Source organism: Microbacterium lacus, assembly GCF_044794305.1.
GTDB lineage: Bacteria > Actinomycetota > Actinomycetes > Actinomycetales > Microbacteriaceae > Microbacterium > Microbacterium lacus_B.
In genome coordinates this window covers 257,817-273,926 of sequence record NZ_CP084996.1, presented here as the reverse complement: position 1 = coordinate 273,926, position 16,110 = coordinate 257,817, and the positions used below count along the sequence as shown (strand labels likewise).

10 protein-coding genes and 1 tRNA gene are annotated in these 16,110 nt (G+C 65.3%); 9 read left to right on the top strand and 2 right to left on the bottom strand.

The window, feature by feature from the left end; all coding sequences use genetic code 11:
* Positions 1–49: 49 nt before the first annotated feature.
* The 4 genes from gltB (at position 50) to LG299_RS01335 (ending at position 8,004) form a co-directional block, all read left to right on the top strand.
* Positions 50–4,591: a glutamate synthase large subunit gene (gene gltB, locus LG299_RS01350; protein WP_404432793.1), complete on the top strand. Its 4,542-nt coding sequence runs from the start codon at positions 50–52 to the stop codon at positions 4,589–4,591.
* Positions 4,584–6,050 (top strand): glutamate synthase subunit beta, encoded by a 1,467-nt coding sequence (locus LG299_RS01345; RefSeq protein WP_404432791.1) that lies wholly within the window; start codon positions 4,584–4,586, stop codon positions 6,048–6,050. The genes gltB and LG299_RS01345 overlap by 8 nt, the downstream gene beginning before the upstream one ends.
* Before the next feature lie 46 nt (positions 6,051–6,096).
* Positions 6,097–7,545 carry a pyruvate kinase gene (gene pyk, locus LG299_RS01340; protein ID WP_404432789.1) on the top strand — a complete coding sequence of 483 codons (1,449 nt, stop codon included), beginning with the start codon at positions 6,097–6,099 and terminating at the stop codon, positions 7,543–7,545.
* Positions 7,546–7,620: 75 nt separating this feature from the next.
* The gene (locus tag LG299_RS01335) at positions 7,621–8,004 is read left to right on the top strand and encodes a PLDc N-terminal domain-containing protein (RefSeq protein WP_404432787.1); all 384 of its coding nucleotides are present in this window, start codon (positions 7,621–7,623) and stop codon (positions 8,002–8,004) included.
* A 16-nt stretch (positions 8,005–8,020) separates the two neighbouring features.
* On the opposite strand, the gene LG299_RS01330 is transcribed toward LG299_RS01335, so the two are convergent.
* Positions 8,021–8,103: transfer RNA gene (locus LG299_RS01330), tRNA-Leu, on the bottom strand.
* Positions 8,104–8,156: 53 nt separating this feature from the next.
* Here LG299_RS01330 and LG299_RS01325 point away from each other — a divergent pair.
* Positions 8,157–8,777: an ANTAR domain-containing response regulator gene (locus LG299_RS01325; RefSeq protein ID WP_404432785.1), complete on the top strand. Its 621-nt coding sequence runs from the start codon at positions 8,157–8,159 to the stop codon at positions 8,775–8,777.
* 3 nt (positions 8,778–8,780) lie between these two features.
* Here the strand turns inward: LG299_RS01325 and LG299_RS01320 are convergent, their stop codons facing one another.
* A complete protein-coding gene (locus LG299_RS01320; RefSeq protein ID WP_404432783.1) occupies positions 8,781–9,203 on the bottom strand; it encodes a hotdog fold thioesterase in 423 nt (140 codons plus the stop codon).
* 58 nt (positions 9,204–9,261) lie between these two features.
* Here LG299_RS01320 and polA point away from each other — a divergent pair, with 58 nt between their 5' ends.
* From polA to LG299_RS01300, 4 genes are all read left to right on the top strand, one after another.
* Positions 9,262–11,901 (top strand): DNA polymerase I, encoded by a 2,640-nt coding sequence (gene polA / locus LG299_RS01315; protein WP_404432781.1) that lies wholly within the window; start codon positions 9,262–9,264, stop codon positions 11,899–11,901.
* A gap of 63 nt (positions 11,902–11,964) precedes the next feature.
* Positions 11,965–13,638, top strand: a complete 1,674-nt coding sequence (locus tag LG299_RS01310) for a DUF885 domain-containing protein (RefSeq protein WP_404432779.1) — start codon at positions 11,965–11,967, stop codon at positions 13,636–13,638.
* Positions 13,639–13,676: 38 nt separating this feature from the next.
* Entirely contained in the window at positions 13,677–14,705 is a 1,029-nt protein-coding gene (locus LG299_RS01305) for an LLM class flavin-dependent oxidoreductase (protein WP_404432777.1), read from the top strand.
* A 36-nt stretch (positions 14,706–14,741) separates the two neighbouring features.
* Entirely contained in the window at positions 14,742–16,091 is a 1,350-nt protein-coding gene (locus LG299_RS01300; protein WP_404432775.1) for an MFS transporter, read from the top strand.
* The last annotated feature ends 19 nt before the right edge of the window (positions 16,092–16,110 follow it).

Here is a 16,110-nt window from a genome sequence, read left to right as displayed (position 1 = left end):
CACGGGCCGACGTCGTCCCACCTTTAGCATCAATGTGAGGACGGTAGGTATGGCTTCGATGACCTCGTTCCCGGTCAAGCAGGGCATGTACAACCCCGCTTTCGAGAAGGACGCCTGTGGCTTGGCCATGGTGACGACCCTGCGCGGCGAAGCCGGCCACGACATCATCGAACTGGCGCTGACAGCGCTGCGCAATCTCGAACACCGCGGCGCGATCGGCAGTGACGCAGGTACCGGCGACGGTGCAGGCATCCTGACGCAGATGCCGGATGCATTCCTCCGCGCTGTCGTCGGCTTCGAGCTCCCTCCCGTCGGTGAGTACGCCGCGGGCATGATCTTCCTGCCGCGTGACGACGAGGAACGAGCGGCTCAAAAAGAGGGCATCGAGCGGATCGCGGCATCCGAAGGTCTCACCGTTCTCGGCTGGCGCACCGTGCCGACCGACGAAGAGCACCTCGGCAAGCTGGCGTTCAACGCGCGTCCGGTCTTCGAGCAGATCTTCATCTCGCACCCCGACGCGCTGTCCGGGATCGCACTCGACCGGCGCACCTTCCGTATTCGCAAGCGTTCACGCACGGAACTCGGCGCGTACTTCGTCTCGCTGTCGTGCCGGACGCTCGGCTACAAAGGCATGGTCACGACGCTGCAGCTCGAGCCGTTCTATCCCGACCTGTCGGATGAGCGCTTCGCTTCAGAGCTCGCTGTCGTGCACTCTCGCTATTCCACGAACACGTTCCCCTCGTGGCCACTCGCCCAGCCGTTGCGCATGCTCGCGCACAACGGCGAGATCAACACCGTCGGCGGCAACCGCAATTGGATGCGAGCGCGCCAGTCGCAGCTCGAGTCCGAACTGCTGGGCGACATCCGTCCGCTCCTGCCGATCTGCACGGAGGGCGCGAGCGACTCTGCGTCGTTCGATGAGGTTCTGGAGCTTCTGACTCTCACGGGCCGTAGCCTGCCGCACGCCATCATGATGATGGTGCCCGAAGCGTATGAGAAGCAGGCTCAGATCGACCCGCAGCTGCGTGCCTTCTACGACTATCACTCGATGCAGATGGAGCCCTGGGACGGCCCGGCCGCGCTCATCTTCACGGACGGAACGCTTGTCGGAGCGACCCTGGACCGCAACGGCCTGCGTCCCGGCCGCTGGACCGAAACCACCGATGGACTCATCGTCATCGGCAGTGAGACCGGCGTCCTCGACTTCGCGCCCGAGCGCATCAAGCGGCGCGGGCGGCTGCGCCCCGGTCGCATGTTCCTCGTCGACACCGCTCAGCGCCGGATCATCGAAGACGACGAGATCAAGGCCGAGCTCGCAGCTCTCGAACCCTGGCAGGAGTGGTTGGACGCAGGGCGGGTTCGCCTCGCAGACCTGCCCGAGCGCGAGCACATCGTGCACCCGATCGCCTCGATCACCCGCCGTCAGCGCACGTTCGGGTACACCGAAGAAGAGGTCAGGGTTCTGCTGACCCCGATGGGGCAGACCGGAGCCGAGCCGTTGGGCGCGATGGGCTCCGACACGCCGGTGGCAGTCCTCAGCGACCGTCCGCGCCTGCTCTTCGACTACTTCACGCAGCAGTTCGCACAGGTGACGAACCCTCCGTTGGACTCGATCCGCGAAGAAGTGGTGACGTCGCTCGCCCTGGGACTCGGCCCGGAGAAGAACCTGCTCGAGTGGGGCCCCGACCACGCGCGAAGCATCACCCTGGACTTTCCCGTCATCGACAACGACGAACTCGCGAAGATCCAGCACGTTCACAGTGCTCTGCCCGGTCGCTCCTCGGTCACGATTCGTGGGCTCTACCGCGTCGAGTCCGGCGCGAAGGGTATGCAGAAGCGCCTCGCGCAGATGTGCAAAGAGGTCGACCAGGCGATCGAGGACGGTGCGGAGTTCATCGTGCTCTCCGACCGAGACTCGAACAAGGACCTCGCTCCCATCCCGTCGCTGCTCATGCTCGCGGCGGTGCACCACCACCTCATCCGCAACGAGACACGCATGCGCGTGGGGCTCGTGGTCGAAGCCGGTGACGTCCGCGAAGTCCACCACGTCGCGACCCTCATCGGCTACGGCGCATCGGCGGTGAACCCGTACCTTGCGATGGAGACCGTCGAGTACCTCGTCCGCGCGGGGTACATCACCCGCATCACGCCCGAGAAGGCCGTCCGCAACCTGATCTACGCGCTCGGCAAGGGAGTGCTGAAGATCATGTCGAAGATGGGCATCTCGACGGTGTCCTCCTACGCGGGCGCCCAGGTGTTCGAAGCGGTCGGGCTCTCCGAAGAGTTCATCGAGACGTACTTCACCGGCACCGAGTCCAAGCTCGGTGGCATCGGCCTCGACGTCATCGCGACCGAGAATGCACACCGCCACACGTACGCCTATCCGCAGGATGCCGCAGTCCGTGCGCACGAGCGGTTGTGGACCGGCGGCGAGTACCAGTGGCGCCGTGACGGATCGCCGCATCTCTTCAACCCCGACACGGTCTTCCGACTCCAGCACTCGACGCGCACCCGTCGGTACGACATCTTCCGCGAGTACACCAAGCTCGTCGACGATCAGGCGCAGGAACTCAAGACGCTGCGAGGCCTGTTCCGCCTGCGCACCGAGGGCCGGCCCTCGATCCCCATCGACGATGTCGAGCCCGTATCGGCCATCGTCAAGCGGTTCTCCACGGGCGCGATGAGCTACGGCTCCATCTCGAAAGAGGCACACGAGACGCTTGCCATCGCGATGAACCGCATCGGCGGCAAGTCCAACACCGGCGAAGGCGGCGAAGACGTCGACCGCCTGCTCGACCCCGAGCGCCGCAGCGCGATCAAGCAGGTCGCGTCGGGCCGGTTCGGCGTGACGAGCCTCTACCTCACGCAGGCAGAAGACATCCAGATCAAGCTCGCCCAGGGTGCGAAGCCGGGGGAGGGCGGCCAGTTGCCGCCCACGAAGGTGTACCCGTGGATCGCGCGCACGCGCGGCGGTACGGCCGGTGTCGGCCTCATCTCTCCGCCGCCGCACCACGACATCTACTCGATCGAAGACCTCAAGCAGCTGATCTTCGACCTGAAGCGCGCCAACCCGCTCGCTCGGGTGCATGTGAAACTCGTGAGCCAATCGGGCATCGGCGCGGTCGCTGCGGGCACCGCGAAGGCTCTTGCCGACGTCATCCTCGTCTCCGGGCACGACGGCGGTACCGGTGCGAGCCCGATGAACTCGCTCAAGCACGCGGGAACCCCGTGGGAGCTGGGGCTGGCAGAGACGCAGCAGACCCTCATGCTCAACAACATGCGCGACCGCGTGGTCGTGCAGGTCGACGGGCAGCTCAAGACGGGCCGCGATGTCATCATCGGTGCCCTGCTCGGGGCCGAGGAGTTCGGCTTTGCGACCGCGCCGCTCGTTGTCTCCGGTTGCATCATGATGCGCGTCTGCCATCTCGACACCTGCCCGGTGGGTGTCGCGACCCAGAACCCCGTCCTGCGCGAGCGGTTCGCCGGCAAGCCCGAGTTCGTCGTGAACTTCATGGAATTCATCGCCGAAGAGGTCCGTGAGCACCTCGCTGCGCTCGGATTCCGCAGTCTGGATGAGATCATCGGCCACCACGAGCTTCTCGACGTCGACGGTGCCGTTCAGCACTGGAAGGCCGGTGGAATGGACCTCGCGCCGATTCTCGCCGGTCCCGACTTCGGCGAAGACCAGTCGCGAAGGAACACCCGCGCGCAGGACCACGAACTCGACAAGCACTTCGATGTCGCCGTGATCGAACGCGCTGGTGGCGTGCTCGTGGACGGCGGACACATCGAGATCGATCTTCCGATCCGCAACACCGAGCGCGCCGTCGGCACCCTGCTGGGTCACCATGTGACACGGGCGCATGGCGAGAACGGGCTGCCGTCGGGGTCGATCGAGATCAATCTCACGGGCTCGGCCGGCCAATCCTTCGGCGCGTTCATGCCGGCAGGAATCACCCTGCGCCTCGAGGGCGACTCGAACGACTACGTCGGCAAGGGTCTGTCCGGCGGGCAGATCGTGATCCGCCCGCCGCGCGGAGCAAGTTTCGATGCGTCGAAGAACGTCATCGCAGGAAACGTGATCGGCTACGGCGCGACGCAGGGAACGATGTTCCTGAGCGGTGTCGTGGGGGAGCGGTTCTTCGTGCGCAACTCCGGTGCGACCGCGGTGGTCGAAGGAGTGGGCGACCACGCGCTCGAGTACATGACCGGAGGTCTTGCCGTGATCCTCGGCGCCACGGGCCGCAACCTCGGCGCGGGAATGTCGGGCGGAACTGCCTACATCTACAAACTCGACACTGCGTTGGTCAACCGCGAGGCGATCGCCGCCGGTGAGCTCGAACTGGGCCCCCTCGGCTCGGGCGACGCCGAGATCCTCCGCGATCTGCTGACCCAGCACGTTGCCGAGACGGACTCGCTGCTCGCAGCATCCCTTCTCGATTCCTTCGATTCCGAGGTCGAGAACTTCGTGCGCGTTCTCCCGCGTGACTACGCAGCCGTGCTGCAAACCCGACAAGATGCCGTGGCCGAGGGGCTGGACCCCGACGGCGATGTCGTCTGGAACCGCATCCTGGAGGTGACGGGTGGCTGACCCGAAGGGCTTTCTCAAGGTAACCGAACGCGAGTTGCCGCCTCGGCGCCCCGTACCGGTGCGCATCATGGACTGGAAAGAGGTCTATGAGCAGGGCGACTCTGCGACGCTCCGACGACAGGCCGGGCGCTGCATGGACTGCGGTGTTCCCTTCTGTCACCAGGGGTGTCCGCTCGGCAACTTGATCCCGGAGTGGAACGACCTCACCTGGCGCGGCGAAGGACGCGCCGCGATCGAGCGACTCCACGCGACGAACAACTTCCCGGAGTTCACCGGTCGACTGTGCCCTGCGCCGTGCGAAAGCTCGTGCGTGCTCGGCATCAACCAGCCTGCCGTGACGATCAAGCAGATCGAGGTCTCCATCATCGACGAGGCGTTCGGCAAAGGCTGGGTCGAACCCGAGCCGCCGGGACGCCTCACCGGCAAAACCGTGGCAGTCGTGGGCTCGGGCCCTGCGGGCCTCGCTGCCGCTCAGCAGCTCACACGCGCCGGCCACACGGTCGCGGTGTATGAACGAGACGACCGCATCGGCGGGCTCCTGCGGTACGGAATCCCCGACTTCAAGATGGAGAAGAAGCACCTCGAGTCGCGCCTTCGCCAGATGCAGGACGAGGGCACCCGCTTCCGCGCGGGGGTCGCCATCGGTACGGACATCACCTGGAGCGACCTGCGTGCGCGCTACGACGCGGTCGTGATCGCCACGGGCGCAACCATCCCGAGGGAGCTGCCGATTCCGGGCCGCGATCTCGCCGGGGTGCACTTCGCGATGGAGTACCTCGTCGAATCCAACAAGGCGACAGCTGGCGATTCGGTCCCACACCAGATCTCCGCAGCAGGCAAGCACGTGGTCGTCATCGGCGGCGGTGACACCGGCGCCGACTGCATCGGTACCGCGCACCGCCAGGGCGCGCTCAGCGTTACCAATCTCGCCATCGGCAAGCAGCCCCCGGGCGATCGACCCGAAACGCAGCCGTGGCCCATGGCCCCGACGCTTTTCGAGGTGTCCTCGGCGCACGAAGAGGGCGGCGAGCGCGCCTATCTGGCGTCGACCGTCGAGTTCCTCGGCAACGATGTGGGCGAAGTCCGCGCGTTGCGGGTCGCAGAGACCGAGTTCGTCGATGGACGTCGTGTGCCCAAGAGCGGCACCGAGCGCGACATCCCTGCCGACCTCGTGCTCATCGCGATGGGCTTCACCGGTCCCGAGCGCGCGGACCTCGAAGACCAGCTCGGCGCTCAGTTCACGGAGCGCGGCAACGTAGGCCGCGACGACCAGTACCTCACCACGGCATCGGGCACTTTCGTCGCGGGCGACGCTGGACGCGGACAGTCGCTGATCGTCTGGGCCATCGCCGAGGGTCGCGCAGCGGCCGCGAGCGTGGATGCCTATCTCATGGGTGAGACCGAATTGCCTTCGCCCGTCCGCCCGACCGATGTCGCCATCGGTCTCCAGCACGCGTAGTCTGGCCACGGCCTTTCTGCCACCTACCCCACCGGAGAGTTCACGGATGAGACGCGCCAAGATCGTTGCAACACTGGGTCCCGCCACATCGACGTACGAAATGGTTCGCGCCATCATCGACGCCGGTGTGGACGTCGCCCGACTCAATCTGAGTCACGGGGACTACTCGGTCCACGAGAACAACTTCGCAAACGTCCGCAAGGCGGCAGACGACGCCGGCCGCGCGGTCGCCGTGCTGGTCGATCTGCAAGGACCGAAGATCCGCCTCGGCAAGTTCGAGAACGGCCCCCACGACCTCGCTGAGGGCGACATCTTCAAGATCACCACCGACGACATCCTCGGCACGAAAGAGATCGTCTCGACGACGTTCAACGGCCTGCCCGCTGACGTCACGCCGGGCGACTTCCTCCTCATCGACGACGGCAAGGTGCGCGTCGAGGTCACCGAGGTCGAAGGATCGGTCGTCACCACGAAGGTGATCGTGGCCGGTGCGGTTTCGAACAACAAGGGCATCAACCTCCCGGGTGTGGCCGTGAACGTTCCTGCCCTCTCCGAGAAGGATGAGGCCGACCTGCGATGGGGACTCCAGGCGGGCTGCGACATCGTCGCCCTGTCGTTCGTCCGCAGCGCGAAAGACGTCCAGCGTGTCCACGTGATCATGGCCGAAGAGGGACGTCGCGTTCCGGTTATTGCAAAGATCGAGAAGCCCCAGGCTGTCGAGAACCTCGAAGAGATCATCGACGCCTTCGACGGCATCATGGTCGCCCGTGGCGACCTCGGTGTCGAGCTTCCGCTCGAGGCTGTTCCGATCGTGCAGAAGCGCGCTGTCGAGCTGTGCCGCCGGATGGCGAAGCCCGTCATCGTCGCCACCCAGATGCTCGAGTCGATGATCGACAACCCGGTCCCCACGCGTGCCGAAACCAGTGACGTCGCCAACGCCGTGCTGGATGGTGCCGACGCGGTGATGCTCTCGGGCGAGACCAGCGTCGGCAAGTATCCCGTCGGTGTCGTCGAAACCATGGCTCGCATTGTGGCCTCAACCGAAGACCACGGCCTCGAGCGCATCGCTCCGCTGACCAACAAGCCCCGTACGCAGGGTGGTGCGATCACACTGGCCGCCATGGAGGTCGCCGACTTCGTCGAGGCGAAGTACCTCTGTGTCTTCACCGAGTCGGGCGACACCGCGCGTCGCATGTCGCGCCTGCGCCCGAAGATCCCCATGATCGGCTTCGCCACCGAGCCGGCCATCCGTCGCCGCATGGCGCTCACGTGGGGCGTGCAGTCCACGCTTGTCGAGCATGTCGCACACACCGACCGGATGTTCATCCAGGTGGATGACTACTTCCTGTCCAACGATCTCGCAAAGGTCGGAGACAAGGTCGTCGTCATTTCGGGATCCCCTCCCGGAATCATCGGCTCCACCAACGACATCCGCATCCACAAGATCGGTGACGCCGTGCACGGCAAGGCACCGATCTACAAGACCAGCGACTGAATCAACACGCTGCAACGGTCGCGCTCACTATGCTGAACGCGACCGTTGTCGTGTATCTGAGAAGGAGCCGTCATTGTGATCTGGGATCTGCTGTGGTTCTCCCTGTGGAGCTTCTTCTTCGTCGCCTACCTGTGCGTGCTCATCTACGTCGTGATCGACATCTTCCGCGATCACGATCTCAGTGGCGGTCTGAAGGCCGTCTGGATCGTTTTCCTTGTGTTCGTGCCGTTCGTCACTTCGCTCGTGTACGTCATCGCGCGAGGCAAGGGAATGGCGGAGCGTTCGGCCGTCCGCTCGGGCGTCGTCGCCGAACAGGACAGCTACCACCCACGCGCGTCAGCCAATCCCACCGACGACATCGCCCAGGCTGCTGCGCTCCTCGCGGCGGGCACGATCACTCAGGGAGAGTTCGACGCTCTCAAGAGCAAGGCTCTCGGCAACCAATACTTCGGCGCCTGAGCCCGAGGCGAGTCTGTACCGGTGGTGGGAGTCGAACCCACACGCCCTTTCGGGCAACCGAGTTTGAGTCGGTCGCGTCTGCCATTCCGCCACACCGGCGCGTGCAGGCCATCCGCACGTCCGAGAATCGACCATACCGTAGGATTGCTCCTGTGACTGAGTTCGACCAGCCCGCAGAGGCAACGACCAACGCCCCCCGACGCGTCGTTGTCGCGGAGGATGAGTCGCTCATCCGCCTCGACATCGTCGAGATCCTCCGTGACAACGGCTTCGATGTTGTCGGAGAGGCCGGTGACGGCGAGACCGCCGTGCAACTGGCGACCGAGCTTCGCCCCGACCTCGTCATCATGGACGTCAAGATGCCGCAGCTCGATGGCATCTCCGCAGCCGAGAAGCTGAGCAAGAACCACATCGCTCCGGTTGTGCTGCTGACGGCATTCAGCCAGAAGGAGCTCGTCGAGCGGGCGAGCGAAGCGGGGGCCCTCGCGTACGTCGTGAAGCCCTTCACCCCGAACGACCTGCTGCCGGCGATCGAGATCGCCCTGGCTCGCTACGAGCAGATCATCACGCTCGAGGCCGAGGTCGCCGACATGGTGGAGCGCTTCGAGACGCGCAAGCTCGTCGACCGTGCCAAGGGTCTGCTCAACGAGAAGATGGGTCTCACCGAGCCCGAGGCGTTCCGCTGGATCCAGAAGGCATCCATGGATCGCCGCCTGACCATGCAGGATGTGGCCAAGGCCATCATCGAGCAGCTGGCTCCGAAGAAGGCGTAACGCCTATAGATCGCGGATCATGTTCGTGATCCGGATCGTCGAGAGCCTGCGGCCCTCTTCGTCGCTCACTGCGATTTCGTGAACGGCGACGCTTCGGCCGAGGTGCACCGGCGTGCACACGCCGGTGACGATGCCCGACGTCGCCGAACGCGTGTGCGTGGCATTGATATCAACTCCGACGGCCAAACGGCCGTGCCCCGCGTGCAGGTTCGCAGCCATCGACCCGAGTGATTCACCGAGAACGACATAAGCGCCACCGTGCATGAGCCCCACGGGCTGAGTGTTGCCCTCTACGGGCATGGTCGCGACGCAGCGATCCACCGTGAATTCGACGAACTCTATGCCCATCTTGTCGGCGAGAGCACCCAATCCGCGCCGCGCCGCCCACTCCATTCCGTTGACGTCGGCGGGAGGAAGATCACTCATGAGGGGCTCCTTCGATGGCGCGGCGCGGGGTGTCGGATGCGCTGACTAGAGTGTCAGAGTGACGGACTCCGCAAAGCCTACCCTTCTCGTCGTCGACGGCCATTCGCTGGCGTACCGGGCCTTCTTCGCCCTCCCCGTCGACAACTTCACGACGAAAGACGGCCAGCACACGAACGGCATTTACGGGTTTCTCGCGATGCTGATCAACCTCATCAAGGCCGAGAAGCCCACGCACTTGGCGGTCGCATTCGACACCTCGCGTGAGTCTTTCCGCACGCGCGAGTATTCCGATTACAAGGCAAACCGTTCCGAGACTCCGTCCGAGTTCAAGGGTCAGATCCCGCTTCTTCAGGACTGCCTGGCCGCGATGAGTATTCAGGTCTTGCAGAAGCCCGATTTCGAAGCCGACGACATCCTCGCCACGCTCGCTACACAGGGCGCCGCGCAGGGTTACAACGTTCTGGTCTGCTCAGGCGACCGTGACACGATTCAGCTCGTCACCGACGACGTCACGCTGCTCTACCCCAACGTCCAGGGCGTCTCCCAGCTCAAGCGGTACGACACAGATGCCGTGATCGAACGTTACGGCGTGCGGCCCGAGCAGTATCCCGACATCGCGGCACTCGTCGGCGAAACGAGCGACAATCTTCCCGGTGTGCCTAAGGTCGGCGAGAAGACGGCGGTCAAGTGGCTGACGCAGTTTGGCTCGCTCGACGCGCTGTTGGACGGTGCGGACGGCGTCACGGGTGTCGTGGGCAACAATCTGCGCGAGCACATCGACGCCGTGCGCCGCAACCGCACGCTCAACCGGCTGTTGACCGACGTCGAACTGCCGGTGACGGTTACCGACCTCGAAGTGCAACCCATGGACGCACAGGCCGTACGCGACATCTTCGCTCGGCTGGAGTTCAAGTCACTGATTCCGCGGGTAGCCGAGCTCGCCGGCATTGAGCAGCAGATGGCGGCCGTCACTTCAGCCGCTGCGATGCTCGCTCCCGTGGCTGTCGAGCCGTCGCCGTCCGACCTCGCCGCATGGCTCGACGAGGCCTCCGGCGAAGTGGCGGTCACCGTAACAGTCGACGGCGGTCTTCCGCACCGCGTCGGTTTTTCTACGGCGGATGCTTCCGCCGAAGCGACCTGGAACGCCGAGGTGGCAGCATCCCTCACCCCCTGGTTGTCATCGGACGCGCCCAAGGTGTTCAGCGACGCGAAGTCGCAGGTGAAGGCTCTTCGCCGCGCGGGAGTCGTACTCGGCGGGTTGACTTTCGACATCATCGTCGCCGGATGGTTGATGCGCCCGAGCTTCCCCGACAAGACGCTCGCACACCTCGTCGATCGCTATCTGGACGAGAAGCTGCCCGAGGCAGATCCCACCCAGCTCGTGCCCGAGACCGAAGGCGCAACGCCCGGGCAGTTGTCCTGGTACACGCTGCGGGTGGCCGCCAAAGTGCGCGAAGAGCTCGCTCCGAGCGTGGCATCCGTCCTCCACGACATCGAGCTCCCTACGCTGCAGGCACTCGCCGATATGGAGCTCGCCGGCGTCGCGGTGTCGCACGCCAAACTGTCGGGCTTCTCGTCCGAACTCGCGGAGCGCGCCGACGCGATCGCGCAGGACGCGTACGCGACCATCGGTCGAGAGGTGAACCTGGGGTCGCCCAAGCAGCTGCAAGAGGTGCTGTTCGAAGAACTTCTCCTCCCGAAGACCCGCAAGACCAAGACGGGCTACTCCACCGACGCCGCGGTGCTCGCCGATCTTCAAGAGAGCAACCCGCACCCTTTCCTCGACCAGTTGCTGCAACACCGCGAAGCCACCAAGCTCCGGCAGATCATCGAGTCGCTCGACACCGCCATCGGTCCGGACGGGCGCGTGCACACGACATATGTGCAGACCGGCAGCCAGACGGGCAGGCTCTCGAGCACAGACCCCAACCTGCAGAACATCCCGGTGCGCACCGACGAGAGCAAGCGCATCCGCGAAGCGTTCGAGGTGGGGGACGGCTATGAGACCCTGCTGACCGCCGACTACTCCCAGATCGAGATGCGCATCATGGCGCATCTTTCGGCCGACCCCGGTCTCGTCGAGGCGTTCAACTCGGGCGAGGACCTCCACCGATTCGTCGGCGCACGGGTCTTCGCTGTCGATCCTTCCGAGGTCACCCCGGCGATGCGTACGAAGGTCAAGGCGATGTCATACGGGCTGGTCTACGGACTCTCGGCGTTCGGTTTGTCCAAGCAATTGCGTATCGAGCAGTCCGAGGCCAAGCAGCTCATGATGGAGTACTTCGCGCGATTCGGTGCCGTGCGCGACTATCTGCGCTCGTCGGTCGAGCAAGCGCGCATCGACGGCTACACCGAGACGATCTTCGGCCGCCGTCGACCCTTCCCTGACCTGACGAGCCCGAACCGCGTTCTGCGCGAGAACGCCGAGCGCGCCGCACTCAACGCGCCGATTCAGGGCAGCGCCGCCGACATCATGAAGATCGCCCTGTTCCACATCCACCACGACTTCGCGGCCGAGAACCTGCGCTCACGGGTGCTCATGCAGATCCACGATGAGCTCGTCGTCGAGATCGCGCCGGGGGAGTGGGATGCTGCCGAGAAGATCGTTCGCGAGCGGATGGGCGACGCGGCTGACCTCACGGTTCCGCTCGACGTGCAGATCGGCCGGGGCTCGGACTGGAACATCGCGGGCCATTGAGCTCACGCGGGTTCACGCCCGCGCGGTTGGACGGCGCGAACGCGGATGCCTAGGCTCGAAGGCATGACTGATGCACCGCGCACCCCCACGCCGATCGACACGATCGCTGACGCATGGGTGGACACCCTCGCCGAACTCGAACCCTCGCTCGCGACCTACATCGGTCGATTCGAGTACAACGATCGCTTCGGCGACTATTCACCCGCAGGGCAGGAGCGTCTCGCCGACGAGGCGCGCACTGTCCTCACCGCGCTCGACGCAGCGACCCCCGTCGACGCCATCGACGCAGTGACGAAAGAGGATCTCTCTCGGGACCTCCGCCTGGAGCTGGATCTCTACGACGCGAAGGCACACCTGCGCGACCTCAATGTGATTGCATCGCCGGTGCAGAACATTCGTGCCGTCTTCGACCTCATGCCCACCGCCAGCGTCGACGACTGGTCGGTCATCTCGACGCGTTTGAGCGCTGTTCCCGGCGCGATCAGCGCGTACATCGAGACACTCCGCGAAGGCATCGCCGAAGGCGTTGTTCCGGCACGGCGACAGGTGACCGAAACGGTTACCCAAATCGCCCGTTACACCGCAAAGGACGGTTTCTTCGCGACGTTCGCCGGTGATGCTGCCCCCCGTGAGGGTCAATTGCCCGCCTCGATCGCGCGTGATCTCGCCGATAACTCGAACGCCGCCCGCGTGGCCTACGACGAGCTGGCCCAGTTCCTCGCGACAGAGCTCGCACCCGCTGCTCCCGAGAAGGATGCTGTCGGACGCGAGCTCTATGCCCTGCACTCCCGCAGGTTCCTCGGCGCGACGATCGACCTCGACGAGACCTACGAGTGGGGCCGCGAAGAGCTCGCACGCATGGTTGCGGAGCAGACCTCGATCGCGAACGAGATCAAGGCCGGCGCGAGCGTCGAAGAGGCGGTCGAGTTTCTCGAAGCAGACGCATCACGCAAGCTGGTCGGCACCGAAGCGCTGCAGCGGTGGATGCAGGAGACCAGTGACCGCGCGGTCGAAGAGCTCGGTCGCAGTCACTTCGACATCGCGGAACCGATCCGCCGGCTGGAGTGCATGATCGCGCCGACGAAAGAAGGCGGGATCTACTACACCGGCCCTACCGATGACTTCTCGCGTCCGGGCCGGATGTGGTGGTCAGTGCCCGAGGGCGTCGAGACCTTCGATACGTGGCGCGAGCTCACGACCGTGTACCACGAGGGAATTCCCGGGCACCACCTGCAGATCGCGCAGGCCGTGTACAACCGCGCACAGCTGAATTCCTGGCGTCGTCTGCTCGGCGGAACGTCGGGCCATGCCGAGGGGTGGGCGCTCTACGCGGAGCGTCTGATGGAGCAGCTCGGCTACCTGGATGACCCGGCAGACCGGCTCGGGATGCTCGACGGACAGCGCATGCGTGCCGCTCGTGTGGTGCTCGACATCGGTGTGCACCTCGAGAAGCCGCGACTGGACGGCGAGGGTACGTGGGACCACGACTACGCCCTCGACTTCATGCGCCACAACGTCAACATGTCGGACGAGTTCGTTCAGTTCGAGGTGAACCGCTACCTCGGCTGGCCCGGACAGGCGCCGTCCTACAAGGTGGGTCAGCGCATCTGGGAACAGCTGCGCGATGACGTCAAGGCTCGCGAGGGCGCCGACTTCGACATCAAGGCCTTCCACAAGCGCGCACTCGACATCGGCGGTGTCGGGCTCGACACCCTGAAGGCGGCGTTGGCTTCCTGACCGGGAATGGGACGAGGCCGGGGGAGGTTCACATTCACATGAATGAAATCGAACTCGGCCTCGACACTTTCGGTGACGTCACCCGCGGGGTGGACGGACAGCTTCTGTCGGATGCCGAGACCATCCGCAATGTGATCGCACAGGCGGTACTCGCCGACGAGGTCGGCCTGTCGTTCTTCGGCGTGGGGGAGCACCACCGTCACGAGTTCGCGATCTCGAGCCCGGAGATCGTGCTGGCGGCCGCTGCATCCGTCACGAAGCAGATCCATCTCGGGACCGCGGTCACCGTGCTCTCCAGCGATGACCCCGTGCGCGTATACGAGAAGTTCGCGACCTTGGATGCCGTGAGCAACGGGCGCGCCGAGGTCATCCTCGGGCGGGGTTCGTTCATCGAGTCTTTTCCGCTGTTCGGATACGACCTGCGCGACTACGAGGTGCTGTTCGAGGAGAAACTCGATCTCTTCTCCCAGTTGATCACCGAGAAGCCGGTCACCTGGCAGGGCACCACCCGGGCATCGCTCGAGAACGCCGATGTCTACCCGAAGACCGAATCGGGGCTGAAGGCGTGGGTCGGCGTCGGTGGCAGCCCCGAGTCCGTCGTTCGCACCGCACGCTACGGGTACGGGCTGATGCTGGCGATCATCGGGGGACCGTCACACCGCTTTCGCCCGTTCGTCGATCTGTATCACCGCTCGCTGGACTCGTTTGGACGCGAGACACTGCCGGTGGGCATCCACTCGCCGGGTCACATCGCCGAGACCGACCAGCAGGCGTGGGACGAGGCCTACGACGGTTTCGAAGCGCTCAACAACACGATCGGGCGCGAGCGTGGCTGGCCTCCGTACAACCGCCTGCGCTTCCAGCACGACGTGGGGCCTGAGGGCGCCATCTACGCCGGGTCACCCGAAACGGTGGCGCGCAAGATCGCCGACACGGTCCGCACGCTCGGGGCTCAGCGCTTCGACATGAAGTTCTCGACCGGAACGCTCTCGCACGAGCACATGATGCGGTCCATCGAGTTGTACGGCACGAAAGTCGCCCCACTCGTCCGCGACATGCTCGCGTAGCTCACGGGCCGGCGACGGCATCCGTACGATGTCGCTATGACCGACGCCGAGACCGTTCAGGCATCCACTCTCTCCGAGCGCCTCGACGCACTGCCCTTCACCCGGCGACACCTCAAGGTGCTCACCGGCTCGGGACTCGGCTGGGCGTTGGACGCGATGGACGTCGGGCTGATCTCCTTCATCATCGCCGCGCTCGCGGTGCAGTGGAGTCTTGAGCCCACCGAAACAGCGTGGATCGCCGCCATCGGGTTCGTCGGTATGGCCATCGGCGCCACTGTGGGCGGACTGCTGGCCGATCGGCTGGGGAGGCGCCAGGTCTTCGCGGCGACGCTGCTGATCTACGGCCTCGCGACGGGAGCCAGCGCCCTCGTCGGCGGACTGACTGCGCTGCTCATCCTGCGCTTCCTGGTGGGGCTGGGTCTCGGTGCGGAGCTGCCGGTCGCCTCGACGTATGTCAGCGAGTTCGCGCCCGCGCGCATACGCGGACGCCTGATCGTGATTCTGGAGGCGTTCTGGGCCGTGGGCTGGACGGCCGCAGCGCTCATCGGCTTCTTCGTGATTCCCGGCTCCGACAACGGATGGCGGTGGGCATTCGCGATCGGCGCGATTCCGGCGCTGTACGCCCTGATCGTGCGTTGGGGGTTGCCCGAGTCACCGCGCTGGCTCGAACGCCAGGGCAAGAGCGCTCAGGCCGAGGCCATCGTCGTCTCGTTCGAGCAGTCGGCGGGGGTCACCTCTCCGACACACACCACGCCGTCGCCGCCGCCCGCGAAAGCCGCGTCCGCCCGCGCGCGACTCGCCGCGCTCTGGTCTACAGAGTTCCGCATCCGCACGGCGAGCCTCTGGCTGGTGTGGTTCTGCGTCAATTTCTCGTACTACGGCGCCTTCATCTGGATTCCCTCGATCCTCGTCTCGCAGGGCTATGACCTCGTGCGGTCCTTCGGCTTCACGCTCATCATCACGCTCGCTCAGCTCCCGGGCTATGCGGTCGCGGCCTGGCTCATCGAGGTGTGGGGGCGCCGCCTGACGCTCTCGGTCTTTCTGGTGGGATCCGCGATCGCAGCAATCTTCTTCGGCACCGCCACGACCGAGAGTGCGGTGATCGCCGCCGGCATGGCGCTGTCGTTCTTCAACCTCGGCGCATGGGGCGCGCTGTACGCCGTCACTCCCGAGCTGTACCCGACCTCTCTGCGCGCGACCGGATCAGGCTGGGCTGCCGGCGTCGGGCGGATCGCCTCGATCGTCGCACCGCTGACCGTGCCGGTGGTGCTCGTGGCGGGCGGAGCGCCGATGCTCTTCGTGGTCTTCGCGGTGTTCTTCGCGATCGCCGCGATCGCCGCCTGGGGGCTCGTGGACCGCAAAGGCGAGGCTCTCGACGACCGCTGAGCGCGCCGTAGGCTGGGGA

What these genes read in the sequence shown, in the direction of transcription:
- pyk (WP_404432789.1), top strand. Translation starts at nt 6,097, where the DNA reads ATGAGACGCGCCAAGATCGTTGCAACACTGGGTCCCGCCACATCGACG.
- LG299_RS01300 (WP_404432775.1), top strand. Translation starts at nt 14,742, where the DNA reads ATGACCGACGCCGAGACCGTTCAGGCATCCACTCTCTCCGAGCGCCTC.
- LG299_RS01305 (WP_404432777.1), top strand. Translation starts at nt 13,677, where the DNA reads ATGAATGAAATCGAACTCGGCCTCGACACTTTCGGTGACGTCACCCGC.
- LG299_RS01320 (WP_404432783.1), bottom strand. Translation starts at nt 9,203, where the DNA reads ATGAGTGATCTTCCTCCCGCCGACGTCAACGGAATGGAGTGGGCGGCG.
- LG299_RS01310 (WP_404432779.1), top strand. Translation starts at nt 11,965, where the DNA reads ATGACTGATGCACCGCGCACCCCCACGCCGATCGACACGATCGCTGAC.
- gltB (WP_404432793.1), top strand. Translation starts at nt 50, where the DNA reads ATGGCTTCGATGACCTCGTTCCCGGTCAAGCAGGGCATGTACAACCCC.